This window comes from Streptomyces sp. AA4 (assembly GCF_000158875.1).
In the GTDB taxonomy this organism is placed as follows: Bacteria; Actinomycetota; Actinomycetes; order Mycobacteriales; family Pseudonocardiaceae; genus Amycolatopsis.
The window spans coordinates 182817-206373 of the sequence record NZ_GG657746.1; the positions used below are offsets into that span (position 1 = coordinate 182817).

29 protein-coding genes and 1 pseudogene are annotated in these 23557 nt (G+C 69.8%); 18 read left to right on the forward strand and 12 right to left on the reverse strand.

The genetic code is table 11. The annotated features are described in order from the left end of the window. From SSMG_RS43090 to SSMG_RS00855, 3 genes are all read left to right on the forward strand, one after another. Positions 1–172 (forward strand): VOC family protein (locus SSMG_RS43090; RefSeq protein WP_286157013.1); only part of this gene is annotated, 172 nt, incomplete at its 5' end. A 33-nt stretch (positions 173–205) separates the two neighbouring features. Beyond that, complete coding sequence (locus tag SSMG_RS00850) at positions 206–538, forward strand: zf-TFIIB domain-containing protein (protein WP_078560681.1); 333 nt, start codon at positions 206–208, stop codon at positions 536–538. Position 539: 1 nt separating this feature from the next. After that, positions 540–1181: an AAA family ATPase gene (locus SSMG_RS00855; RefSeq protein ID WP_050788101.1), complete on the forward strand. Its 642-nt coding sequence runs from the start codon at positions 540–542 to the stop codon at positions 1179–1181. Positions 1182–1191: 10 nt separating this feature from the next. Here SSMG_RS00855 and SSMG_RS00860 read toward each other — a convergent pair whose 3' ends face one another. Next, positions 1192–2331 (reverse strand): methyltransferase domain-containing protein, encoded by a 1140-nt coding sequence (locus SSMG_RS00860; protein ID WP_009071879.1) that lies wholly within the window; start codon positions 2329–2331, stop codon positions 1192–1194. Between the two features lie 110 nt (positions 2332–2441). On the opposite strand from SSMG_RS00860, the gene SSMG_RS00865 reads away from it, so the two are divergent. The 5 genes from SSMG_RS00865 to SSMG_RS00885 all read left to right on the forward strand — a co-directional run bounded on the left by SSMG_RS00865 (position 2442) and on the right by SSMG_RS00885 (position 6269). Then, entirely contained in the window at positions 2442–2867 is a 426-nt protein-coding gene (locus SSMG_RS00865; protein ID WP_009071881.1) for a helix-turn-helix domain-containing protein, read from the forward strand. Beyond that, the gene (locus tag SSMG_RS00870) at positions 2864–3553 is read left to right on the forward strand and encodes a hypothetical protein (protein ID WP_009071883.1); all 690 of its coding nucleotides are present in this window, start codon (positions 2864–2866) and stop codon (positions 3551–3553) included. The genes SSMG_RS00865 and SSMG_RS00870 overlap by 4 nt, the downstream gene beginning before the upstream one ends. A 446-nt stretch (positions 3554–3999) precedes the next feature. After that, complete coding sequence (locus SSMG_RS00875) at positions 4000–4293, forward strand: DUF2516 family protein (protein WP_037712157.1); 294 nt, start codon at positions 4000–4002, stop codon at positions 4291–4293. A gap of 31 nt (positions 4294–4324) precedes the next feature. Continuing rightward, positions 4325–4870 (forward strand): YbaK/EbsC family protein, encoded by a 546-nt coding sequence (locus tag SSMG_RS00880; protein ID WP_009071887.1) that lies wholly within the window; start codon positions 4325–4327, stop codon positions 4868–4870. 10 nt (positions 4871–4880) lie between these two features. Continuing rightward, the gene (locus tag SSMG_RS00885; protein WP_009071890.1) at positions 4881–6269 is read left to right on the forward strand and encodes an aromatic amino acid lyase; all 1389 of its coding nucleotides are present in this window, start codon (positions 4881–4883) and stop codon (positions 6267–6269) included. Here SSMG_RS00885 and SSMG_RS00890 read toward each other — a convergent pair. Both SSMG_RS00890 and SSMG_RS00895 read right to left on the reverse strand, forming a co-directional pair. Then, the gene (locus SSMG_RS00890) at positions 6223–6936 is read right to left on the reverse strand and encodes an ABC transporter permease (RefSeq protein ID WP_009071892.1); all 714 of its coding nucleotides are present in this window, start codon (positions 6934–6936) and stop codon (positions 6223–6225) included. The genes SSMG_RS00885 and SSMG_RS00890 overlap by 47 nt on opposite strands. After that, positions 6933–7625, reverse strand: a complete 693-nt coding sequence (locus SSMG_RS00895) for an ABC transporter permease (protein ID WP_009071894.1) — start codon at positions 7623–7625, stop codon at positions 6933–6935. The genes SSMG_RS00890 and SSMG_RS00895 overlap by 4 nt, the downstream gene beginning before the upstream one ends. 140 nt (positions 7626–7765) lie before the next feature. Between SSMG_RS00895 and SSMG_RS00900 the strand changes: the two genes are divergently transcribed. From SSMG_RS00900 to SSMG_RS00910, 3 genes are all read left to right on the forward strand, one after another. Further along, entirely contained in the window at positions 7766–8683 is a 918-nt protein-coding gene (locus tag SSMG_RS00900; RefSeq protein WP_037712162.1) for an ABC transporter substrate-binding protein, read from the forward strand. A 100-nt stretch (positions 8684–8783) separates the two neighbouring features. Continuing rightward, positions 8784–9218 (forward strand): SRPBCC family protein, encoded by a 435-nt coding sequence (locus SSMG_RS00905; RefSeq protein WP_009071899.1) that lies wholly within the window; start codon positions 8784–8786, stop codon positions 9216–9218. Between the two features lie 114 nt (positions 9219–9332). After that, on the forward strand, positions 9333–10358 hold the full coding sequence (locus tag SSMG_RS00910; protein WP_009071900.1) for an NADP-dependent oxidoreductase: 1026 nt from the start codon (positions 9333–9335) through the stop codon (positions 10356–10358). Here the strand turns inward: SSMG_RS00910 and SSMG_RS00915 are convergent. From SSMG_RS00915 to SSMG_RS00925, 3 genes are read right to left on the reverse strand one after another with little or no spacing between them, the layout of a single operon-like run. Then, positions 10348–11007, reverse strand: a complete 660-nt coding sequence (locus SSMG_RS00915) for a haloacid dehalogenase type II (protein ID WP_009071903.1) — start codon at positions 11005–11007, stop codon at positions 10348–10350. The genes SSMG_RS00910 and SSMG_RS00915 overlap by 11 nt on opposite strands. A gap of 54 nt (positions 11008–11061) precedes the next feature. After that, positions 11062–11466, reverse strand: coding sequence for an SRPBCC domain-containing protein (locus SSMG_RS00920; RefSeq protein WP_009071905.1), 405 nt, complete (start codon positions 11464–11466; stop codon positions 11062–11064). After that, the gene (locus SSMG_RS00925; protein WP_009071907.1) at positions 11463–11855 is read right to left on the reverse strand and encodes a RidA family protein; all 393 of its coding nucleotides are present in this window, start codon (positions 11853–11855) and stop codon (positions 11463–11465) included. Before SSMG_RS00925 ends, SSMG_RS00920 begins: the two co-directional genes overlap by 4 nt. Before the next feature lie 62 nt (positions 11856–11917). Here SSMG_RS00925 and SSMG_RS00930 point away from each other — a divergent pair, with 62 nt between their 5' ends. Beyond that, positions 11918–12862: a YafY family protein gene (locus tag SSMG_RS00930; protein ID WP_009071909.1), complete on the forward strand. Its 945-nt coding sequence runs from the start codon at positions 11918–11920 to the stop codon at positions 12860–12862. Here SSMG_RS00930 and SSMG_RS00935 read toward each other — a convergent pair. Continuing rightward, positions 12843–13472, reverse strand: a complete 630-nt coding sequence (locus SSMG_RS00935) for a TetR/AcrR family transcriptional regulator (protein ID WP_009071911.1) — start codon at positions 13470–13472, stop codon at positions 12843–12845. The genes SSMG_RS00930 and SSMG_RS00935 overlap by 20 nt on opposite strands. 109 nt (positions 13473–13581) lie before the next feature. On the opposite strand from SSMG_RS00935, the gene SSMG_RS00940 reads away from it, so the two are divergent. Continuing rightward, positions 13582–14628, forward strand: coding sequence for an NAD(P)-dependent alcohol dehydrogenase (locus SSMG_RS00940; protein ID WP_009071913.1), 1047 nt, complete (start codon positions 13582–13584; stop codon positions 14626–14628). Between the two features lie 116 nt (positions 14629–14744). On the opposite strand, the gene purU is transcribed toward SSMG_RS00940, so the two are convergent. From purU to SSMG_RS00965, 5 genes and pseudogenes are all read right to left on the reverse strand, one after another. Next, positions 14745–15617 (reverse strand): formyltetrahydrofolate deformylase, encoded by an 873-nt coding sequence (gene purU, locus SSMG_RS00945; protein WP_009071915.1) that lies wholly within the window; start codon positions 15615–15617, stop codon positions 14745–14747. Between the two features lie 24 nt (positions 15618–15641). Continuing rightward, positions 15642–16247: pseudogene (locus tag SSMG_RS00950) on the reverse strand (maleylpyruvate isomerase family mycothiol-dependent enzyme); the annotation flags it as partial. After that, positions 16150–16947, reverse strand: coding sequence for a DedA family protein (locus SSMG_RS00955; protein WP_009071917.1), 798 nt, complete (start codon positions 16945–16947; stop codon positions 16150–16152). The gene SSMG_RS00955 and the pseudogene SSMG_RS00950, both read right to left, overlap by 98 nt. A gap of 69 nt (positions 16948–17016) precedes the next feature. Further along, positions 17017–17817, reverse strand: coding sequence for a hypothetical protein (locus SSMG_RS00960; RefSeq protein WP_009071919.1), 801 nt, complete (start codon positions 17815–17817; stop codon positions 17017–17019). Then, entirely contained in the window at positions 17796–18296 is a 501-nt protein-coding gene (locus tag SSMG_RS00965; RefSeq protein ID WP_009071921.1) for a DUF2505 domain-containing protein, read from the reverse strand. The genes SSMG_RS00960 and SSMG_RS00965 overlap by 22 nt, the downstream gene beginning before the upstream one ends. Before the next feature lie 177 nt (positions 18297–18473). Here SSMG_RS00965 and SSMG_RS00970 point away from each other — a divergent pair, with 177 nt between their 5' ends. The 5 genes from SSMG_RS00970 to SSMG_RS00990 all read left to right on the forward strand — a co-directional run bounded on the left by SSMG_RS00970 (position 18474) and on the right by SSMG_RS00990 (position 23540). Further along, positions 18474–19505: a UDP-N-acetylmuramate dehydrogenase gene (locus tag SSMG_RS00970; protein ID WP_199786118.1), complete on the forward strand. Its 1032-nt coding sequence runs from the start codon at positions 18474–18476 to the stop codon at positions 19503–19505. Positions 19506–19681: 176 nt separating this feature from the next. After that, complete coding sequence (locus tag SSMG_RS00975) at positions 19682–20869, forward strand: Ig-like domain-containing protein (RefSeq protein WP_009071924.1); 1188 nt, start codon at positions 19682–19684, stop codon at positions 20867–20869. A gap of 28 nt (positions 20870–20897) precedes the next feature. Continuing rightward, positions 20898–21719, forward strand: a complete 822-nt coding sequence (locus SSMG_RS00980) for an alpha/beta fold hydrolase (protein ID WP_009071926.1) — start codon at positions 20898–20900, stop codon at positions 21717–21719. Between the two features lie 13 nt (positions 21720–21732). After that, positions 21733–23031 carry a D-inositol-3-phosphate glycosyltransferase gene (gene mshA / locus SSMG_RS00985; protein WP_050788102.1) on the forward strand — a complete coding sequence of 433 codons (1299 nt, stop codon included), beginning with the start codon at positions 21733–21735 and terminating at the stop codon, positions 23029–23031. Beyond that, positions 23028–23540: a YbjN domain-containing protein gene (locus SSMG_RS00990; protein WP_009071931.1), complete on the forward strand. Its 513-nt coding sequence runs from the start codon at positions 23028–23030 to the stop codon at positions 23538–23540. Before mshA ends, SSMG_RS00990 begins: the two co-directional genes overlap by 4 nt. Positions 23541–23557 lie beyond the last annotated feature (17 nt).

A 23557-nucleotide genomic window follows, 5' to 3' on the forward strand; every position in this document is an offset into this window, starting at 1 on the left:
GCCGTCGCAGGACCGCCCGCAGCAGGCGCATCTCGATCTCGACGTCCCCGATCTCGAGGCCGCTCACCAGCGCGTTCTCGGCTTGGGCGCGAAGTTGCTCGACGATTCCCCGGAGACCTTCCGCGTGTACGCCGATCCGGTCGGCCACCCGTTCTGCCTCTGCGCCTGCTGACACGGCGCGGCGTATCCGCGTAGGGTCAAATGCGTGATTTGTCCGAAGTGTCAGAACGTGATGCGCACGGTCGACAAGAACGGCGTCCACATCGAGCAGTGCGACGGCTGCCGCGGGATCTTCCTCGACCGCGGCGAGCTGGAGCAGATCGCCGGCGCGGAGAGCGCGTTCTACCGGCAGCAGCCACCGCCGTACGGCCGTCCCGATTCGCCTCGCCCGTACCGGGGCGGGTATTCGGATTCGCCGCGTCCGTATCGAGGCGGGCACGCGGACTCGCCCCGGCCGTACCGCGGTGGTTACGCGGACTCGCCGCGGCCGTACGGCGGACGCCGCAAGCGCAGTTTCCTCGAGAACCTCTTCGACTGAGTTGTCCACAGTTCCGGTAGCACTCGATCTGCGGATCTGTCCGGCCTGCGGCGACCGGGCGAGTTGTCCACAGGCCGACGGGGACCTCTTGCGGTGCGCGGAATGCGGACATCGGTGGCCGTTCCGGCGGCTGCCGTTGTTCGCGTTGACGGGGCCGAGCGCGGGCGGCAAATCGACAGTCGGGCCGAAGCTGGCGCAGCGGTTGGCGGGCGAGGCGGTCGTGCTGGAGCAGGACGTGCTGTGGACTGGCGCGTTGCGCGACGACGTCCCGGGGAATCCGGCGTTTCGCGGGGCCTGGCTGCGGATGACGGCGATGCTGCACCAGAACGGACGGCCGGTCGTATTGTGCGGGACGGTCGCTCCCCAGGAGCTGGAACCGTTGCCAGAGCGCGTTTTCTTCTCGGACGTGCACTATCTGGCTCTGGTCGCGGACAACGAGACTCTCCGGCGTCGGCTGCGCGCCCGGCCGGCGTGGCGGGAGTGGGACGAGCCGCGCATCGAGGAGATGCTCGAGTTCAACCTGTGGATACGCGGGCAGGTCGAGTCCATCGACACCACGCAGGCCCGGCTCGACGACGTCGTGACCGCGGTGGAAAAGTGGGTCCGGGCCAGAATTGGGTCGGACCTAGGAATTGGTGCGTAGGCACCCGCGATCAGCCGCACGGCCAGCGGTTCTCGGATTGCGGATCGTCCAGCCAGAAAGTCTGCTCGTCGCTGGTGACCGTGAGGCCGAAGCGCGAACGGCCGGGCCGCCCCAGCGATTCCCAGCGGCGGTGTGCGTCCTCGGCGAGATCCCACAGCGCGCGCGGACCTCCTTGCGCCACCTCGAAACCGGAGTCGGTTCGACGGGTGCGGACCCAGGAACCGTCCGGATGAGACAGCGCGAAGGCGCCGTTCGGGTCTACGTGCACCGGGCGAACGTCAGGCAACTCCAGCGACGCGAAAAACTCGAAATGCCGTTGCGGCTTAAGCACATCCGTCATCGAAAGCTCCGTCGGACGCCATTGTGCCTCCTCAGCGGGCGGCAGTTCCGCGAGCGGCGGCAGGCGATGCGCGCGCAGAGGCATAAAGCGGCCGTCCCGGGCAAGGACTTTGCCCTCGGCCGTCGCGCCTTCACCGGCGGTGAGGCGGACCAGCCCGCCGCCGAGCGGGCGGTTGAGGGTGGTCACGATGTGGCCGCAGGGGAGTGTTTGAGCAAGCCAGGCAAGGGGAATCCGCGATACCGACGCGGTGCACAGGATCCGGTCGAAGAGCACCCCGGCCGGGAAGCCGAGTGCGCCGTCGCCGGTGGCGCACGCGGGGGCGTAGCCGCAGGAGGTCAAGCGTTCCTGCGCGGCGGCCGCGATGGCCGGGTCGATGTCCACTGTGGACACTTGGCCGGAACCGCAGCGGTGGCACAGCAAAGCCGCGTTGTAGCCGGTTCCGGTGCCGATCTCCAGTACCCGATCGCCGTCGCGGACCAGGAGTTCTTCCAGCATGATCGCCATGATCGCGGGCATGCTGGACGAACTGGTCGGCACGCCGGGGACCGGTCCGTGCGCGCGGGCGCGGTCCCAGAGCGCCGGGTCGTCGTCGAGCTGGGTGACGAGGACGTCGCGCGAGTAGACGCGGTCCAGCCAATCCGGGTCGCTGCGGTCGACCGCCGCCCAGAGGTGGCCGGCGGGCACGAAAAACCGCGGCAGGAACACGTGCCGCGGGACGGTGGCGAAGGCGCGCGTCCACGCTTCGTCGTGCAGCACGTCCTCTTCGACGAGGTGCCGCACCAGCCGACGACGCAACCGTTGGGCCCGCATAAGCCCAGGGTAACGGGGTGAGCGGAACCACACCCGATGGTTGCAAGCAGGGTGCTTGCAATAGCTAGCACGCGAGCGTACTGTCGAGTAGGTCGCGAGGAGGTGACCGGATGACAGAACCCGGCGGAGCACAGCGCCCCATGGACAAGGTCGCGGACATCGCCTCCGACATCGGCGAGTACATCCGCCAGCAGCGCAGTTCCGCGAAGATTTCGCTGCGCCAGCTGTCGAAGCTCGCCGGGGTGTCCAATCCGTACCTGAGCCAGATCGAGCGCGGGGTCCGCAAACCCAGCGCGGAGATCCTGCAGCAGATCGCCAAGGGGCTGCGGATCTCGGCCGAAGCGTTGTACGTGCAGGCCGGGATTCTCGACCTGCCGACCGGCGGCCCGGTCGGCGACGCGATCCGCGCGGACGCCGAGCTGACCGAACGGCAGAAGCAGGTCCTGCTCGACGTCTACGAGTCCTTCCGGCGCGAAAACGCCGCCGTGAACACCGCACCGAAGACCACCCAAGACACCACTGAGGAGTCGGCATGACCACGCCCAAGACCGAGGACGTCCGCAAGGCCGTCAACACCGCGCTCGACCAGGTCCGCACCCCGCTGCTCGCCGCGCTCGGCGCCGGCAACCTGGCCAGCCAGGCCGTGACCGACGCGGTCGCCAAGGCCCGCGCCAACGTCACCAAGAACACCGAGGCCGCCCGCAAGGGTCTCGAGGAGCTGCCGACCGACGTCGAGAGCCTCCGCGAGAAGCTCGACCCGGCCGAACTGCGCAAGGCCATCGACGAGTACACCGAGGCCGCGCTGAAGCTGTACAACAAGCTGGCCGAGTCCGGCGAGCAGGCGTGGGACAAGATCGCCGCGCAGCCGCAGGTCAAGAAGGCCATCGAGCAGCTGGAAGACGCGCTGACCGCCGCGCAGGAGCGCGTCGAGGGCCTGACCGAGGAGACCCGCGAGCGCGTCGACGGCGTGCTGGCGAAGGTCACCAAGCGCACCCGCTCGGCCGGCGAGAAGGCCGCCCGCAAGGTGACCGAGGTGGCCGGCGAGACGGCGGACGCGGTCGAGGAGATCGGCGAGAACGTCGCGCACGAGACCCGGTCGGTGGCCCGCAAGGCCGCGAACCGCACCGCGCCGAAGACCGCCACCCCGGCCCGCCGCACGACCACCAGCACGACGACGGCGAACGCGAAGAAGCCGGCCGCCGCGCCGAAGACGGAGAAGTGACGGCGGTTTCCCTGCCGCGGCTTCCGCGCTGACGGCGGTTCGGTACTCCGGTGCCGGAACCGTTGGGGTGACTCGGTTTGCGCCGGAGTCGCCCCGGGCGAGAATTGAAGATCGAGGGGTCGCACGGCGGCCGGGCCGAGGGTTGGCCCGGCCGCCGTGTGCTGTTTTGGCCCGGCTGTCGTGGGCGGTCGCGGCGTTTGGCGGTGTGGTCGGGCCGCAGTGTGAGGCGGTTGCGGTGCCGGGTCGGACCCGACTCGGCTGAGTCTCGTCGGGCTCGACCTGGGTTCGCGAGAAGCAGGCGAGAAGTGACCGTTGTCACCCCGGGTCCCCGGCGGCGCGGCAAACCGTGGCCAAACGCCGCCGACCCGATCCTGACCAGCAGTCACGTGGCGAGGCCGGGGTTCGGGGGAGCGGGCGGCGTGGGCGGTTTGCCGTAAGCTGGCGTCGTGCTGGTTGCCGATTGGATCCTCTGGGTCATCCACTGGGGCAGCGCCTTGGTCGGGCTCTTCGCCTTCGTTCACGCGCTGCTCCAGCGAGCCGACGCGTACTCGGCGGCCGATCGCAAGACCAAGCCGATCTGGATGCTGATCACCGGCGGGGCCACGCTCGCCCTGGTGCTGTTCCAGATTCAGGGGCCCGGGTTCATCTTCTGGGTGCCCGCGATGGCGGCGGCGCTCGTCTACATCGTCGACGTGCGGCCGAAGCTCATCGAGGTGCAGCGGGGCCACCGCAACTGGTGACCGGGGCGCCCGGCGGATTACATTCGGGCCGGTGACCACCTGGACTATCGCCGGAAGCCTCACCGTCGTTCCCGCCCCGACCCGTACCGACCTGCTCGCCGAGCCCGTCGCCAAGGCGCTGGCCGCGATGCCCGCGCCGGACGACCTCGGCGTCACCGAGATCGATCCGGAACTCGCCGACACCGCCGCGTTCTGCGAGGCCTACGGGTCGCCGTTGGCCGCGTCCGCGAACTGCGTCGTGGTCGCCGGCAAGCGGGCCGGGGAGGTCCGGTTCGCCGCGGCGCTCGTGCTCGCGACCACCCGCGCCGACGTCAACGGCGTCATCAAGCGCAGGCTCGACGTGCGCAAGGCGTCCTTCGCGCCGATGGACGAGGCCGTTTCCCTCACTGGCATGGAGTACGGCGGCATCACGCCCGTCGGGTTGCCCTCGGACTGGCCGATCCTCATCGACCAAGCCGTCGCGGACGCGCCGGAGCTGGTGATCGGCAGCGGGATTCGCGGCAGCAAGCTCCTGATCTCCGGCGCGGCGCTCGCGGGGCTGCCGAACGCCGAGGTCATCGACGGGCTCGCGCGCTGAACTGTCCATAGTGGACGAACCAGTCGAAATCAGCCCGGGCACTCTCGAAGCGCTCAGGCAGCGGCGCGAAGCGATGCTGGCCGCGCTGAGCGACGACACCCCGATCTACGGCGTCAACACCGGCATGGGACGGCTCGCCGGGACCCGGCTGACCGTCGCGCAGCAGGCCGAGCACCAGCGGAATCTGCTGGTCGGCCGGGCGGTCGGCGGGAAACCGTGGCTGTCGCCGGAATTGACCCGGGCGTTGCTGCGCATGCGGCTGCGCGGCTTTCTTCGCGGCGACGCGGCGGTCAGCCCCGAGCTGGTCACCTTCCTCGCGGACCGGCTCAACGACGGGTTCCTCCCGGCCGTCCCCAGAGACAGTCTCGGCAGCGCGGGCGAGATCATCCCGCTCGCGCACGCGTTCCAGACCTTCGTCGGGCTCGGCACGGTCATCGAGGACGGTGCCGAGGTCCCGGCGGCGGAAGCGCTGCAAAAGCGCAGCGTGCAGCCGTTCGTGCTGGGGCCGAAGGAAGGGGCGAGCCTCATCCAAGGTTCGCCGCTGGCCGAGGCGTACGCGTGGGTCTGCGGCAAACGCGCGCGTCGGCTGATCGATTGGCAGACGCTCTGCGCGGCGATCACCGTGGACGTTCTCGGCGCACCGCAAGCGATCTACCGCGGCACCCGCGTCGAGAAACTCATCGAAGGGGCCGCCGCGAAAGACGGAGTCGTGCAGGCGCCGATCTCGGTGCGAGTTGGCCCGAAGGTGCTCGGATACGTCAGCCGCACTGTCGAGGAACTACGGGAAACCCTGCAGGACTCCGGGGAAACGCCGGCGGACTCCCCAGCCTTCGTGGACGGTGAGTTCCTCCCGACCACCGGCTATCACGCCGCAGCGCTCGGGCTGAGGATGGACGCCGTCAAAGCCGCGCTGATCCATGCGGCGGAGGCCTCGGTACAGCGCCTCCATCGCCTCCTCGACCCACAGTTCAGCGGTTTGCCGCCGCAGCTCGCGGTGGATCCGGGGCCGCAGGCCGGACTGACGCCGTTGCACAAACGCGCGGCGGGCGAGCTGCACGCGATGCGCCGTCTAGCCGCTCCGGCGACGCTCGGGTCGCTGGACACCTCCGCTGGTCAGGAGGACGTGCAAGCGTTTGCCAGCCAGGCCGGAGCCGAACTCGAGACCGTCCTCGGACACTTCTTCGCCATCACCGCTTGCGAGCTGATCGCCGGACGGCAGGCGCGGTATCTCCGCGAAACCTCAGGCGCGCCGAAGCTCAGTGACACCTACGCCTGGCTCGCGGAGAGGATCGAACCGGTGGTGGTCGACCGGTCGCTGGGGCCGGAGATCGACCGGCTGGCCGAGGTCTGCCTCACGAGTCCCGACGGGCCTGCTGGAGTGCGAGACCGCGAGGCGTAGCCAGCTTGGTCAGCAGCGCGAACAAGCCCTCGCACACCCACGCCAGGACGACCACCGCCAGGCCGCCGCCGAAGATTTCGCCGTGGCCCTGCTCGCCGAGGGCGAAGCCGTCCACGATGTAGCGGCCGAGGCCGCCGCCGTCGTTGACGATCGCGCCGATCGCGACCGTCGCGACCAGCTGCAGGAACGCCACTCGCGCGGCGGCCACGATCACCGGCGACGACAGCGGCAGTTCCACGCGCAACATGATCTGCCATTCGCGATACCCGGTGCCGCGCGCCGCGTCGACGACCTCCTGTTCCACCTGCACCACCCCGGCGTAGGTGTTGGTGAACAGCGGCGGCAGCGCCAGCGCGACGAGCGCGAGCAGCAGCGGCCAGAAGTCCGTGTTCGCGCCCCAGCGGCTGGCCAGGAACCAGAACAGGATGATCAGCCCGAAACTCGGGATCGCCCGGCCGATGTTCACCGCGCTGCTGGCCAGGAACTGGCCGCGCCGGTAGTGCCCGAGCACGAGCGCGAGCGGGACGGTCAGGACGATCGAGAGCGCCAGCGCCAGCGCGGAGAACCACAGATGCTGCACGGTCCGGAACGGAATCCCGGCCGGATCGGTCCAGCTCCAGCGGTTCGGATCGGCCAGCCAGTGGCTCAGCTGCTCGAAAAAGCTCATCGCGCGGCCCTCCGAGCCCACGGGGCCAGCGCGCGTTCGCTCAGCCACAGCAGCAAATCGACCAGCACGGCCAGCGCGATCGACAACACGACGCCGACGATGATCGGGCTCGGGTTCGGGACCGTCGTCTGGATGCCGGCGCGGATGAAGTAGCCGAGGCCGCCCTTGCCGAGCAGCGACGTGACGGTGACCAGGCCGATCGTCGTCACCGCGGCCACCCGCAGCCCGGCGATCACGACCGGCAGCGCGAGCGGAAGCTCCACCTGCCACAACAGCCGCCGCGGCGTGAAGCCCATGCCGATCGCCGCTTCGCGCACCTCGGTCGGCACCTGTTGCACGCCGGTCACGATGTTGCGGATCAGGATCAGCAGCGTGTACGTCGCCAGCGGGATCACCGCGGTGGCGAAGGAAAACCCGAGCAGCGGAACCAGCAGCGCGAACGCGCCCAGGCTCGGGATCACGTAGAGCGCGCCCGCCGCGCCGACGACAAACGGATAGAACCAGCGGTAGCGCAGGCACAGCGTGGCCAGCGCGAGCGAGAGCACGAGGCCGACGCCGAGCGCGGTCGCGGTGAGGGCGATGTGCTCGCCGAGCCGCTGCAGAATCGCGTCGGCGTTGCGTTCGACCCACCGCCATTCGAAGAGGGGGCGGCTGCTGTCGGCCAGCAGCGGGGTGACGGACGCGTGCACGGCGTGACCTTACCCCGATCGAGCGACAATATTCCGGCCCTTGGGATTCCGTGGCGAGGATTCCTAACCAGTGGTTTCTGTCGGGGGGCGCGGTTAGGGTCCATTCCCACAAACGAGTGAACTGAGGAGTGTGGGGACACGTGCGCTGGACCCGGAACATCCGAGTGGCCGCGCTGCTGGCGACGGCCGCGCTCGGCTTGACCGCGTGCGGTGGGGGAAGCGACCAGCCGGCCGCGCCGAGCAAGGGCGGCGCTCCGATCGTCGTCGCCTCGTTCAACTTCACCGACAGCCAGATCCTGGCCGAGATCTACGCGGGCGCGCTGGAGGCCAAGGGCTATCCGGTCACCCGGAAGCTGAACCTCGGCTCGCGCGAGCTGGTCTACCCGTCGCTGAAGTCCGGCGAACTGCAGTTCCTGCCGGAGTACCAGGGCGCGGCGATCACGACCGGCTTCGGCAAGGAGGCCACGAAGGACGCCAAGGCCGAGCACGACCAGCTGGAGAAGCTTTTCGCGCCGGAGGGCGTCGGGCTGCTGAACTACGCCGCCGCCGAGGACAAGAACACCTACATCGTGAAGGCCGATCTCGCGAAGTCGAAGGGCATCGCGTCGATCAGCGACCTGAAGAAGCTCGACAAGGTCGTCATGGCGGGTGCGCCGGAGTGCGAGAAGCGGCTGCCGTGCTTCAAGGGCTTCACGGACGTCTACAAGCTGACGAACATCACCTTCCAGACCGTGCAGGAAGCCGGGCCGCGCGTGCAGCAGCTCAACTCCGGCGCGGTGACGGTCATCCCGGTCGACTCGGTCAGCCCGCTGGTCGGCGACCCGCAGTACGTCGCGCTCAAGGACGACCTCGCCATCGTGCCCACCGAGAACGTGGTGCCCGCGGTGAACAAGAAGGTGCTCGACGAACGCGGCCCGGACTTCGCGAACGTCGTCAACGCGGTGAGCGCGAAGCTCACCACCGACGGCATGCGCGAGCTGAACAAGCGGGTCGACGCGGACGGCGAGCCCGCCGCCGACGTGGCCAAGGACTGGCTGAAGCAGCAGGGCCTGTCCTGACGCTCTCCCGGGAGCGGCGGGTGCGTACCGCCGCTCCCGGGGTTTCCGCGCGTGTGCGAAGGTTGCTGCGGCGGAAACCGACGAGAGCAGGGGAAACGACATGGGCAAGGTCACGGCCACCGCGGAGCGCACGATCGACGCGCCGGTGGAACGCGTGCGTGAGCTGGTCGCGGACTACGCCGAGACGCGGCCGAAGCTGCTCACCGAGCACTACCGCGACTACCAGGTCAGCGAGGGCGGCGTGGGAGCCGGGACGAAGGCCAGCTGGAAGCTGCAGGCCACGTCCAAGCGCGTGCGCGACGTCGCGGCCACGGTGACCGAACCGTCGCCGGGCACCTTCGTCGAGACCGACGCGAACTCCAGCATGGTCACCACCTGGACCGTCACCGCCTCCGGCGAGCGTTCGCTGGTCCGCATCCAGACCAGCTGGGACGGCGCCGGCGGCATCGGCGGCTTCTTCGAGAAGACCTTCGCGCCGGCCGGGCTGAAGAAGATCTACGACGGCGTGCTCGGCAAGCTCGCGGAGATCGTGTAGCGCTGGCCACAGCTCCGGGGACAATCGGAATGCGCGCCCCGGTTTCTCCGTTGGCCGGGGTAGACGGGGCGCGCGCCCCGCTTCAGTCCGGCTTGAACGAAACGGAGTTCGACGGTGAACGCACCCGCAACGCCCGCCAAGGCGACCGAGATCCGGCTCGCGGCCCGTCCGCACGGCGTCCCGACCATGGACAATTTCGACATCGTCGAGACCGAGGTGCCGAAGCCGGGTCCCGGCCAGATCCTGGTGCGCAACCTGGTGATGAGCGTCGACCCGGCGATGCGCGGCCGGATGAACGACGTGAAGTCCTACTCGCCGCCGTTCGTGGTGGGCGAGGCCATGCAGGGCGGCGCGGTCGGCGAGGTCGTCGAGTCCACTGTGGACGACTTCGCGGTCGGTGACCACGTGCTGCACCAGGCGGGCTGGCGCACGCACGCGGTGCTCGACGCCAAGCGAGCGGTCAAAGTGGACGATTCCGTCGCGCCGCTGTCGACCTACCTCGGCGTGCTCGGGATGCCGGGCCTCACCGCGTACGCCGGGCTGCTGGTGAGCGCGGAATTCAAGCCGGGCGACACGGTTTTCGTCTCCGGCGCGGCCGGTGCGGTCGGCTCGCTCGTCGGGCAGCTGGCGCGGCTCAAGGGCGCCAAGCGCGTGATCGGCAGCGCGGGTTCGGCGGAGAAGGTCCGCTACCTCACCGAGGAACTCGGCTTCGACGCCGCCTTCAACTACAAGGACGGACCGGTCGCCGAGCAGCTCGCCGCGGCCGCGCCCGAGGGCATCGACGTCTACTTCGACAACGTCGGCGGCGAGCACCTGGAAGCCGCGATCGCGTCGATGAACCTGCACGGCCGGATCGCGATCTGCGGCATGATCTCGCAGTACAACGCCACCGAGCCGACGCCGGCCCCGCGCAACCTGGTGCAGCTCATCGCGAAGCGGATCACCATGCGCGGCCTGCTCGTGCTGGACCACTGGCACCTGATGCAGGAGTTCGTGGCCGAGGTCGCGCCGCTCGTCGCGTCCGGCGAGATCAAGTACTCCGAGACCTTTGTGGACGGCATCCGCAACGCGCCGGACGCCTTCCTCGGCCTGCTCAGCGGGGCCAACACCGGAAAGATGCTGGTGCGCCTCAGTTCCTGACGATCGCCTCGGCCAATTCGGGCAGCGTCGCCGCGGTGTAGGTCGCGGCGGGAAGGCCGGGCAGCGGATGGACTCCGGGACGCGCGAGCAGCGCGGTCCGGAGTCCCGCGGCTTGTGCCCCGGCGATGTCCCAGCCGTGCGCGGCGATCATCACCGCCTGGCCGGGTTCGACGCCGAAGGCACGCAGCACCTGGAGGTACGGCTCCGGCGCGGGCTTGAGCCTGCTGACCTGCTGCGCGGAGAAGATCCGGTCGAATTTCGTTGCCAGGCCAGCGTTTTGCAGCTGCGCCTCGGCGGTCGCGAGCGGCGAGTTCGTGAGGGCGACGACCTGGTGCCCGGCTTGGCGCAAGCGGTCCAGGCCGGGCACGACGTCGGCGTGTGCGGGCAGCGCCCGCAGGCCGTCGCCGACCTTCGCCAGTTCGATGTCGGTCAGTTCATGGCCGTGCCGCGCGCACACGGCGGCCGCGGCTTCCCCGGCGATCTGCGCGAAATCGCGGTACTGGCCGGCCGCGGTCACCGTGAGCACGGTGTGGATCGCGAGCGTGAACCATTCCTGCCGCGCGTGCGGGTCTCCGGTGAATTTGGCGAACAGCGGGTCGAGCACCTTCAGGTCGAGCAGCGTCTCGTTGACATCGAACACGCACAGCATCGCGCCTCCTGCCGGTGAACCGCTCGAAGACCAGGGTCCTCCGTCGGGCGCGGGCTAGGCAAGCGCGGTGATCAATTCGGCGAGAACTCCCTGCCAATGGCGGCGCTGCTGCTCCCGTTCGGCGGCGTCGGCCAGCCGTTCCTGGTGAATGCGCAGCATCGCTTTGTCCGCGCCGCTCGCGCGGACCGCAAGCTGCAGCGTCGTCTCGTGCGACCAGCTGGCGGGCTGCCAGGTGAGCCGGATCCGGTCCAGTTCGCGGAAACTGCGCGTCTCGCCGCGGATTCCGTCGGCGGTCTCGTAGCCGACGCCAGGTTCGGGCTGGACGGTCACCCCCTCGCCGAGCCAGATCGCCACGCCTTCCGCAGACGTGATGAAGTCCCACACCTCTTCGGCGGAGCGGCCGACCGTCTTCGACACCCCGATCTGCCAGCCCGCGTCCTTGGTCTTCCCGACGGTCACCGGGCCACCGCCGCGATCGCGCTGACCTCGACGAGCGCGCCCGGCACGGCGAGCCCAGCCACGCGCTGCGCGGTCACCGGCGGCGTCGCGCCCGCCAGGCCCGCGGCGGCGACCGGGTAGGCCTGGGCCAGGTCGACGTCCTCGACCAGCAGGATGTTCAGCATCACCACATCCTGGACGGTCGCGCCCGCGGCGGCCAGTGCCGTTTTCAGGTTGGCCATCACGCGCTCGACCTGCGCGGCGACGTCAGTTCCGCCGACGAGCTTCCCGCTCGCGTCGACGGCGTTCTGGCCGCCGACGTAGACCGTGGTCGCGCCCGGCGGGACCACGGCGACGTGGGTGAAGGCGGGGGACTGGACGAGCCCTTCGGGGCGGAGCAGTTGAGTCATGAACCAAGGATGACCGGATACCCAGTCGGATACTGTCCTAGTTTTGCGCGAGAATCGAAATCATGACCACCACGAGCCGTCGCCTGGAGACGCTGGCCCTGCTGCAGGCGCGCCCGGGCATCTCGGCCACCGACCTCGCGGCCCGGCTCGGCGTCACCGAGCGCACCACGCGGCGCGACATCGCTCAGCTGCGCGAACTCGGCTATCGCATCGACGGCGAACCGGGCCGGGTCGGCGGCTACCGGCTCGCGCACGGGACCGCGATGCCACCGCTGCTGCTGGACGCCGACGAAGTCGCCGCGGTCTCGCTCGGCCTGCAGACCGCGGTGGCGGTCGACGGCCTGGAAACCGCCACGGTGACCGCGCTGGCCAAGCTGACCCAGGTGGTACCGACGCGCTGGCAGGCTCGGCTTGCCGCGCTCGCGAGCGTGGAATCGTTGCCGGGCAAGCCTTTCCGGCAGGCCGCCCGGGACATCCTGGTGCCGCTCGCGTTGGCTTGCCGGGCTGGTGAAGCGGTCCGGATCCGACATCGAGCCTTGGACGCTCCGTCCGCGAAACCCTTGGATGTGCAGCCTTATCGGCTCGTCACGGTGCGACGGCAGTGGTACCTCGTGGCGTGCCCGCGCGGTGCCGCGGACTGGAAAACCTTTGCGGTGGACCGGATCGAGGCGGTCCAGCCGTTGGGGAGCAAGTTGCCCGCGCCGGAACCACCGTCCACTGTGGCCGATCTGATCACGGATGCGAGGTGGCGGTATCGCGTCCGGGGCCAGGTGCACACCTCGGCCGACCTGGTCCGGGAACTCGTCGACCCGAGTGTGGCCACGGTGGTCGGGGACGGCGACGAATGCGAACTCCGGTTCGGCACCGACGACCTCGACTGGGCCGCGCGTTGGCTGGCTTACCTGGACGTGGACTTCGACGTCCTCGAACCGTCCGCGCTCGCCGATCGGTTGCACGCCTTCGGTTCCTGGCTGGCGGCCCGCTACGTCACCACTCCGCCGGGCTGATCGCCGGATTGCTCGCGCGATAAGCCTCGATCACGATCCGCGCCGCGCGCCGCGACTTCGCGACGACCTGCTCCGTCGGATAGCCGAGCCATTGGTAGACGCCGTTGAGGTAGAAATCGCCGTAGCCGTACGCCTGGGTGTGGAGCTGTTCCATCAGCTCCAGCGCGATCGCCGGGTCCGGCGCGATCGCGAGGCAGCGCAGCAGCGACGCGTCGACCAGTTCGCGGCGGGCATCGTGCAGTTCGACGTACTGCACGTCAGCCAGCTCCGAGGCGAAGAAGACGTGCAGGCCGATCCGGGTGTCGATCAGGTACCGGGTGTGCGCGGCGGCGACGGCGGCCAGCGCGGCGCCTTCGTCCGTCTCGGCGGCGGCTGCCTCCTCGGCGAGTTCGCGCAACTGGCGCGCCGCGACCGTGCCCACTGCGGCCAGCAACGCCGCGCGGTCCGGGAAATGCCGGTACGGCGCGGCGGTGGAAACCTTCGCCCGCCGGGCGGCTTCGGCGACCGAGAAGCCCTTGATCCCGTTCTCCGCGATCAGATCGAGCGAGACGCGCACGAGCTCGGCGCGCAGATTGCGATGGTGGTACTGCGCCGCCATGTCGTGCGTCACACCCGATCGTGCTCGTGTCGAGGAATAAGGCGAGGCCTACGGTAGTCGATGTAAGAGGGTTCTTACATCGACTTTGTCCCGGACCGGCCGGGACACCCAGGAGGCCTTCATGACCACGACCACCTCCGCCATTGCCGCCGCGACGCCGGGCGGACCGCTCGCGCCGACGACGATCGAGCGCCGCGACCTGCGGCCGGACGACGTGCTGATCGACATCGCGTACGCCGGCATCTGCCACAGCGACCTGCACCAGGTCCACCAGGACTGGGGGACCGCGATCTTCCCGATGGTGCCCGGCCACGAGATCGCCGGCGTGGTCGCCGCGGTCGGCTCGGACGTCACGAAGTACCGGGTCGGCGACCGGGTCGGGGTCGGCTGCATGGTCGATTCCTGCGGCGAATGCGAGTACTGCCGCGCCGGGTCGGAGCAGTTCTGCGTCAAGGGCAACGTGCAGACCTACAACGGGGTCGGCTTCGACGGCGAGAACACCTACGGCGGATACAGCCGGCAGATCGTCGTGAAGGACGCGTTCGTCTGCCGGATCCCGGAGGGCATCGAACTGGACGTCGCCGCGCCGCTGCTGTGCGCGGGCATCACCACGTACTCGCCGCTGCGCCGCTGGGGCGCGGGGCCGGGCAAGAAGGTCGCCGTCGTCGGCCTCGGCGGGCTCGGGCACATGGCGGTCAAGCTGGCCGTCGCGATGGGCGCGGAAGTCACCGTGCTCAGCCAGAGCCTGAAGAAGCAGGAAGACGGCCTTCGGCTCGGCGCGAAGGACTACTACGCGACCAGCGACGAGTCGACCTTCGAGACGCTCGCCGGCCGGTTCGACCTCATCCTCAACACCGTCTCGGCGAAGCTGCCGGTCGACGCATACCTCAGCCTGCTGCGCGTCGGCGGCGCGATGGTGAACGTCGGCGCGCCGGGGGAACCGCTGGAGTACAACGTCTTCTCCCTGCTCGGCGGCAACCGCGTGCTGGCCGGTTCGATGATCGGCGGCATCGCGGAGACCCAGGAGATGCTGGACTTCTGTGCCGAGCACGGCGTCGGCGCGGAGATCGAGACGATCAGCGCGGACCAGGTGAACGAGGCGTACGCGCGGGTCGAGAACAGCGACGTGCGGTACCGCTTCGTGATCGACACCTCGACGATCGGCTGACCCCTCGCCGAGCGCGCTCCCATGCCAGGTGAAGGTCCGTGAAGGGCTCCTTTGAGGGAATCGGATTCCCTCAAGGAGCCCTTCACGGGACGTCTGCGGGACAGAGAGCCAGCGCGTCAGAGCACCATGGTGCGGTTGCCGTGCACCAGAACACGGCCTTCCAGGTGCCAGCGCAGGCCACGGGCGAGGGTCACCTTCTCGATGTCGCGGCCCTTGCGCACCATGTCCTGCACCGAATCGCCGTGGTCGACGCGGATCACGTCCTGTTCGATGATCGGCCCGGCGTCCAGGTCGGCGGTGACGTAGTGGCAGGTCGCGCCGACGAGCTTCACGCCGCGCGTGTGCGCCTGGTGGTACGGCTTCGCGCCGATGAACGACGGCAGGAAGCTGTGGTGGATGTTCAGCGCGCGTCCGGCCCACGCCGCACACAGGTCGGCGGGCAGCACCTGCATGAACCGCGCCAGCACGATCGCGTGCGGGTCGTGCGCGTCGACCAGTTCGCGGACCTGGGCGAACGCGGCCGCTTTGCCGTCCGGGTCGCCTGCCGGGAACGGCACGTGGTGGAACGGGATCCCGTGCGCGCGCGTGATGTCCGCGAGCGAATCGTGGTTGCCGATCACCGCGGCGATGTCGACGTCCAGTTCCCCGGAGGCGACCCGGCCGAGCAGGTCGTACAGGCAGTGCCCGGCCTTCGAGACCAGCACGACCGCGCGCGGCCGCTCGCCGGTGTCGCGCACCTGCCAGCTCGACTCGGCGGACAGTTCGCGGGCGACCGCGCCGAACCGCTCGCGCAATCCCTCGGCGTCGAACGGCAGCGAATCGGCGCGGACGACCTGGCGGGTGAAGAACCAGCCCGAGTCGGGGTCGGTGTGATACGCCGCCTCGACGATCATTCCTCCGTGGTCGGCGAGGAAGCCCGAGATGCGGGCGATGATGCCGGTGCGGTCGGGGCAGCCGAAGGTGAGCACGTAACGCTGGGGATCTGACACGCGCCCATTCTCTCCGGCCGCTGGTCAGGGCGCTGCGAGGGGCTCCAGAAGGGTGGCGTCGCCGACTTTCCCGGCGTGGTTCGGACGGCCCCACAGCGCGCGGTAGACGTCGTCGGCCGGGCCGGCGAGCGTGAGGTCCGGGACGCCTTCGCCCAGCGTCGGCGGCTGATCGGCGCGCAGCAGCACGGTCCACGTCCGCGTGTCGGTGCTGACCTGGACGATCCCCTCGCGGCCGCTCGGCTTCGCGCGGCGCGGGGTCAGGAAGGCGAGGAACTCGTCGATGCCGTCCTCGGCGAATTCCGTCCGGTACCGCGTGACCGGCGGCGTGAGCAGGGCGCTTTCCGCGTCGAGCCGGTGGATGGCGAACTCGTGCGCGAGCCGGCGCGTCCAGTCTTCGACGGTGACGGGGCCGCCGTGCGGGAACGGCGAACGCAGCGGGGTGTCCGCCGGACGGCGCAGGGCTTCGCGCACGGCCATCCGTTGGCCGTCCCAGCAGCCGAGGGCGTCCTCCCAGGTGCTCGCGCGCGGTGGCTCAGCATTCCGGTCGGTGATCGCCGCGACCGTGTACGAGAGCACCGCCGTCAGGTGTGTCACCAGGTCCTGCACCGTCCACTTCGGACAGTTCCGGACCGGCGCGGCCGGACCCGCGGCGAGCGTCGCGGCCTTGATCCGGTCGGCGTGGATGTCGATCGCTTCCAGCAGACGTGGCGCGTCCATGCCCTGACCGTAGCCTGCGCACGCGCACCCGTCGGCCGAATTCGATCAGCACGACCAGCAGCAGCCCGAGCAGCAACGACAGCAGCAGGCCGTAGCCCGGCCGATCGGCGAACGCGGCCCCGCCAGCGAGCCCGATCAGCGCGCTGTACAGCGACCACAACGCCGCGCCCAGGGCGTCGAGCGGAACGAACCGGCGCAGCGGATAGCCGAGGCTGCCGTTGGCGAGAGCGCTCGCGACGCGGCCGCCCGGCAGGTAGCGCGCGGCGATGATCAGCAGCGGCGCTTGCCGGCGGACCTGGTCGCGGGCCCATTCGTAGCGTTGCCGTCCGGACGGTCCGCGCTGCAGCCAGGCGACCGCGCGCGGTCCGGCGGCGCGGCCCACGGCGTAGCCGAGACAGTCGCCCGCCCACGCGCCGGCGGCCGAGACGACGACCAGCAGGGCGAGCCTGCCCAGGTCCGGTCCGATCAGGACGGCGACGGTCACCACGGTCGTTTCGCTCGGCATGAACGGCAGCAGCGCGTCCAGCCCGGCGATCGCGAACACGAGCACCCACAGCCAGGGCGAGCCGAGCGTGCCCCGGATCAGCTCGGTGACGTGTTCCAGCAGTTCCACCCGCTCATCGTCAGCACTGAAGGTCACCACGGGATGACCCAGCGGGGTGCGGGCGGTGAACAGGTGGGTTCAGCGCGGCGCGACGCTCTCCCAGGCCACGGTCAGCTCGCCGAGCCTGCGGCGCTCCGGATTGCCGATGACCGGCCAGCCGCGGTCGGCGAGCATGGCGACGGTGGCGGTCCAGCGGGCCCGCACGCCGAACGAACGGTGCGGTGCGGCGGCCGCCCAGCATTCGTCCAAAGTGGACATCAGGGCGTGCACGCGTTCGCCGGGGATGTTGCGGTGGATGAGGATTTTCGGCAGTCGTTCGGCCACTGTGGACGGACGGTCGAGTTCGGCGAGGCGCAGCGACAGGGTCAGGGTGCGCGGACCGTCGGCACCGACCGCGACCCACGTGACCAGCCTGCCGATCTCGTCGCAGGTGCCTTCGACGAGGAGACCGTCCGGCGGCATCGCGTCGAGCATCAGCTGCCACGCGCCCGGGACCTCGTCTTCGGCGTACTGCCGGAGCACGTTGAACGCGCGCACCAGGACCGGCCGCGTTCCGGCCAGTTCGAAGCCGCCGCGCCGGAAGTCGAGCCGGGGCGGATCAGCGGCGGGCAGGGCGGCGGCGACGCGCTCCGGGTCGAGTTCGAGCCCGAGCACCCGGACGTCCGGCCGCACGCGCGCCAGCCAGCGGGCCAGTTCGACCGTCGTGACCGGCGACGCTCCGTAGCCGAGATCGACGACCAGGGGACTTTCGCCCCGACGCAGCAGCCGGGTGACGGCCGGGTCGCTCGCGAGCCAGCGGTCGACCCGGCGCAACCGGTTGGGGTTGGTGGTGCCCCTGGTCGGGGTTCCCACCGGGGTCAGGCGTGCTCGGCCAGCCACTGTGCGGTGAACTCGTCCTCGTTCCGCAGCAGGTTGACCACCTGCTCGGAGACGAACTCCTCGATCCGGCCGCCGAAGAGGGGGATGCGCACGACGACCTCGCCGGTAGTGCGGAGGACGACCTTGCCGTCCTTCGGGGTGAGGTAGGTCGAGGCGCTGATTTCGCCGGGGACGCCGCCCACGCTGACGTCGGAGCGGCCGGTGTACTCGTCGCCGGACCGCTTCCAGGTCTGGGTGCGGTTGACGATGATGTCGCCCTTGTGCAGGGCGCGGACGGCTTGGGGGAGCTTGGCCGCCTTGATGCCGTGCTGGAGTTCGTAGCGGACGGAGTCGCCTTCGGCGGTGTAGGTCAGGAGTTTGGCGTCTTCTCCGCCTTGCGCGGCGAGGCGTGCGCGGAGGGCTTCTTCTCCGGCTACTGCGGTGAAGACGGTTTCGAGCGAGCCGTCGAATTCGCCGCGGTGCTCGATGCGGGATCCCATGTAGCGGACAGTACCGGGTGGTGACGGCCGGCAGCTCTGACGGAGCCAGCATCAGCTTGTGCCTTCACCTTGAACGCGATCGGGTTTCAGCCGTGGCGTTGCTGGATAGTATTAGCGGATAGTGCCGGATAACGGGCTGTAGCGTTAGGCCTCGTGAATGCCGCTCAAACGCCTGGCCTGACCCGTCTCGCTGAGTACACCACCCTCCGTCTCGGTGGACCAGTGCGCCGGTCTATCACCGCCACCACTGCTGACGAGCTTGTCGCCGCTGTGCGCGCGGCGGACGAGTCCGGCGAGCCGGTGTTGTTGCTTGGTGGTGGGTCGAATCTCGTGGTGGGGGATGCGGGGTTTGACGGGACCCTCGTGCGGATCGCCAACACCGGGTGGACTCGCGATGGCGACGTCGTCGAGGTTGCTGCTGGGCAGGAGTGGGACGCGTTCGTTGCCGCGCTCGTCGACAGCGGGCTTGGCGGGCTGGAGTGTCTCTCCGGGATCCCGGGGTCGGTGGGGGCGACGCCGATTCAGAACGTCGGGGCGTACGGCGGCGAAGTGGCCGAATCGATCGTCTCCGTGGAGTTGTACGACCGGGCCGCCAAGGAGGTGCGGACGGTCAAGGCCGACGAGTTGGGCTTCGCTTATCGCACCAGTGTGCTCAAGGGCACAGACCGCGGTGTGGTGCTCAGTGTGCGGTTCCGGATCGACCCCAGCGGGCAGTCCGCGCCTATTCGGTACGCCGAGCTGGCGCGCACGCTGGGGGTCGAAATCGATGCGAAAGTCCCCGCCGCGCGGGCGCGGGAAGCGGTGCTCGGGCTGCGGCGCGGGAAGGGCATGGTGCTCGACCCGGCTGATCACGACACGTGGAGTGCGGGGTCGTTCTTCACCAACCCGATCGTTCCCGAGGAGGAAGCGCCGGCGGTGCTCGCGAGGATCGCGGAGTCGACCGAGGGCAAGATTCCGCAGTACCCGGCCAGCGGCGGGGTGAAGCTGTCCGCCGCGTGGCTGATCGAGCGGGCTGGGTTCGGCAAGGGGTACCCCGGTCCGGGCGGGCGCGTTTCGCTGTCTGCCAAGCACACTTTGGCGCTTACGAACCGTGGCGGGGCCAGTACGGAGGATCTGCTCGCGCTGGCTCGCGAGGTCCGCGACGGGGTCGAAGCGCGGTTCGGCGTGCGGCTGTATCCGGAACCACTGCTGATCAACTGTTCGCTCTGACGGCTCCCGGGGTAACCCGGGCGAGTCAATCGACAATAAATCGGCAGCAACCGGGCGCCGGGTGAAACGTCTTGCGGGATGGAGAGGAATTTCCGGTTCGCAGGTAACGTCGAGTCGCTCACCGGCGCTGATGTGCGTGGGAGATGCCGGTGCGGGGGACAAGTGGAGGTAAGACCGTGATCGAGCGCCGTACGGTGTTCAAGGCCGTTCTCGCGACCGGCGCGGCGGCGCTGGCCGCCGCGTGCTCGGGCGGCAGCAATGACGGCACCGCGTCGCCGCAGGGCGGCAGTGGCGACAACGGCGGCAAGCCGGCCGCCCCGGTGGCGAAGCTCACCGCGACCCCGGCCGTCGGGGCCAAGGACGTGGGCGTGCGCGAGCCGGTGGTGGTGAAGGTCACCGAAGGCAAGCTGACCGAGGTCAAGCTCACCAACGAGGGCGGCGACGAGATCAAGGGCGAACTCGCCCCGGACGGCCTGTCCTGGACCAGTTCCGAACCGCTCGGCTACGGCAAGACCTACAACTACGCGGCCAAGGCGACCGGCACCGACCAGCGGCCCGCTGAGCTGAAGGGGTCGTTCGCCACGGTCAGCCCGGCCAAGACGGTGCGCGCCACGCTGAACCCGGGCGACGACGCCGAGGTGGGCGTCGCGATGCCGATCAGCGTGAAGTTCAACGGCGGCGCGCCGAAGGACCGGGCGGCGGTCGAGAAGGCGCTCAAGGTCAAGACCAGCAAGGACGTCGAGGGCTCGTGGGCCTGGCTGTCGCCGAACCAGGTCGACTGGCGGCCCAAGGAGTACTGGCCGGCCAACACGACCGTCGAGGTCGAGGCGAACCTGTACGGCGTGGACCTCGGCGGGGGCGTCTACGTGAAATCGGACGTCAGCACCAAGTTCAAGATCGGCCGCAACCAGGTGGTCAAGATCCACACGCCGGACCATGTGATGAAGGTCTACCGCGGCGGCGCGGAGAGCGCGAGCTACCCGTGCTCCAACGGGCTCGACTCGGACGTCCAGCGCAACACCCCGAACGGCACCTTCATCATCATGTCGAAGGAGCCGCACGCGGTGTTCGACAACGCCCGGTACGGCTACACCAACGTCAACAAGAAGTGGGCCTGCCGGTTCTCCAACCACGGCGAGTTCATCCACGAGAACCAGGACAACGCGGCCGCGATCGGCAAGACCAACAACTCGCACGGCTGCGTCAACCTGCTCGAGGCGGACGCCAAGGCCTACTTCGATTCGGCGATGATCGGCGACCCGGTCGAGGTCACCGGCTCCCGGCTGGGCAGCCCGACCAGCTCCGACGTCAAGGACTGGTTCTACGACTGGCCGACCTGGAAGTCGATGTCGGCCGCGAAGTGATCCACTAGCGGTCTGCTAACAAGTAGAAGTGAACACTGAGGTAACCGGGGCCGGCGGCGTGCGGATCGCACTGCGCGTCGAGGGCCCGGACAACGCGCGTCCGATCGTCTTCGTGCACGGCTGGGCCCAGTCCGCCGCGGCCTGGTCCGCCCAGCTGGCCGACCCGGCGCTGAGCGAGCGGTTCCGGCTCGTCGCGATGGACCTGCGCGGGCACGGGGCATCCGACGTCCCGAAGGACGGCTACGACGATCCGGCGCGGTGGGCGGGCGATCTCGCCGCGGTGCTCGACTTCGCCGGTCCGGACGCGATCGTCGTCGGCTGGTCCTACGGCGGGCTGGTGATCACGGACTACTTGCGCGAGCACGGCACCGCACGGCTCGGCGGCATCGTGCTCGTGGGCGCGATCACCGAGATCGGCCGCAAGCGCGAGGGCGGCGCGACTGGCCCGATCATGCGGGCCGCGCTGCCCGCCGCGCTCTCGGAGGACGCCGAGGTCGCGATCCCCGCGCTGGTCGAGTTCACCCGTGCCCAGGCCAGCCCGAAGGTGCCGGGTGCGTACGCGCAGGCGTTGCTCGGTAGCTCGCTTTCGGTGCCGCCCGCGGTGCGCGGCGCGCTGTTCCGGCGGGACATCGGCAGCGGCGACGTGCTCGCCGCGGTCGACAAACCGACCCTGGTGGTGCACGGGTCGGCCGACGGGGTGGTGGATCCTTCGGCGGCAGAGTATTCGGCCGGGAAGATTCCGGGGGCGGTCCTGCGTTGGTTCGTTGAGGCCGGGCATCTGCCGTTCGTCGAGGAGCCGGAGGACTTCAACTCCGTGCTGCGGCGGTTCGCCGGGGACGCAGCCGAGTAGCAGGAGTGACCAGGTGACCCTCAAGGGATTCATCGCTGAGCCGCGCCGGATCGCGGTCTTGTCCGTGCACACCTCCCCGCTCGAGCAGCCGGGCACCGGCGACGCCGGGGGGATGAACGTGTACGTCAGCCAGACCGCGCAGGAGATGGCGCGGCGCGGCATCGAGGTCGAGGTCTTCACGCGGGCGACCTCGTCGGAGCAGCCGCCGCTGGCCGAGCTGGCCCCCGGCGTCACGGTGCGGCACGTGCCGGCCGGGCCGTTCGAGCCGCTGGCGCGCGACGAGCTGCCCGCGCAGCTGTGCGCGTTCACCTCGGGCGTGCTGCGCGCGGAGGCGTTCCACGAGCCGGGCTACTACGACCTGATCCACTCGCACTACTGGCTGTCCGGCCAGGTCGGCTGGCTCGCCCGCGACCGGTGGGGCGTGCCGCTCGTGCACACCGCGCACACGCTGGCCAAGGTCAAGAACGCGCTGCTCGCCGAGGGCGACAAGCCCGAGCCGCGGACGCGCGTGATGGGCGAGGAACAGGTGGTCGCCGAGGCCGACTGTCTCGTCGCGAACACACAGGTCGAGGCTCGGCAGCTGGTCGACCTTTACGGGGCTTCGACGCACGCGGTGCACGCCGTGCCGCCGGGTGTCGACCTCGAACGGTTCACGCCCGGTTCGCAGCTGGAAGCGCGGCGCGAGCTGAACCTGTCCCCGGACGCGGTCGTGCTTGCCTTCGCTGGACGGATCCAGCCGCTCAAGGCACCGGACGTGCTGTTGCACGCGGCGGCGGAAATGCTGCGCCGGCGGCCGGAATTGGCTTCGCGGCTGGTGGTTTTGGTGGTCGGCGGACCGTCCGGCACCGGGTTGGAGCAGCCGCAGGCCTTGCGGGAATTGGCGGTGTCGCTGGGCATCGCCGAGCAGGTGCGGTTCCTGCCGCCGCAGAACGGGCTGAAGCTGCGCACGGTGTTTCGCGCGGCCGACGTCGTCGCGGTGCCGAGCTACAACGAATCCTTCGGCCTGGTCGCGCTCGAAGCGCAGGCCTGCGGCACGCCGGTGGTGGCGGCGGAGGTCGGCGGGCTGCCGGTCGCGGTGCCGCACGGGGTTTCCGGGCTGCTGGTTCCCTCGCACGGTGCGGCGGAATGGGCCGACGCGCTCGCCGCGGTCGCGCTGCGGCCGGACCGGCGCGCGGAACTGGCGTCCAACGCGGTGCGGCACGCGCAGCGGTTTTCCTGGCGGCGCACCACGGATTCCTTGCTCGACATCTATGCTCAAGCGACCAGAGCGTTCCGGCAGGCGCTGGAACTGCGGGCGGAGGTGGCAGTGTGAGCCTTGACGCGACTATCAAGTCCACTTTGGACTCAAGTGGGCTCAAGTACGACCGTCGCGGCGAAGGCCGTTATTTCGTGACGTTGCCGGGAACCAAGAAGCTGCAGACCAACTGCTGGCTCGTGGACGGCGACCACGCGTTCTCGGTGGAGGCGTTCGTCTGCCGCCGTCCGGACGAGCGGCACGAGGACGTGTACCGGTTCCTGTTGCAGCGCAACGCCCGGCTCTACGGCGTGCACTACACAGTGGACAGTCTGGGCGACATCTACCTCGTCGGCCGCTTCGGCAAGGAGACGGTGACCGAGTCCGAACTGGACAAGATCCTCGGCCAGGTGCTCGAGGCCGCGGACGGCGATTTCAACATCCTGCTGGAAATCGGGTTCGCCACGTCCATCAAGCGCGAATGGGACTGGCGCGTCTCGCGCGGCGAATCGCTGGCGAATCTCCAGGCGTTCAAACACCTCGCCGAACCCGCCGGCGGGCACGAACCGGGGTTGACCGAGTCGTAACCGATTCCGTGCAACGG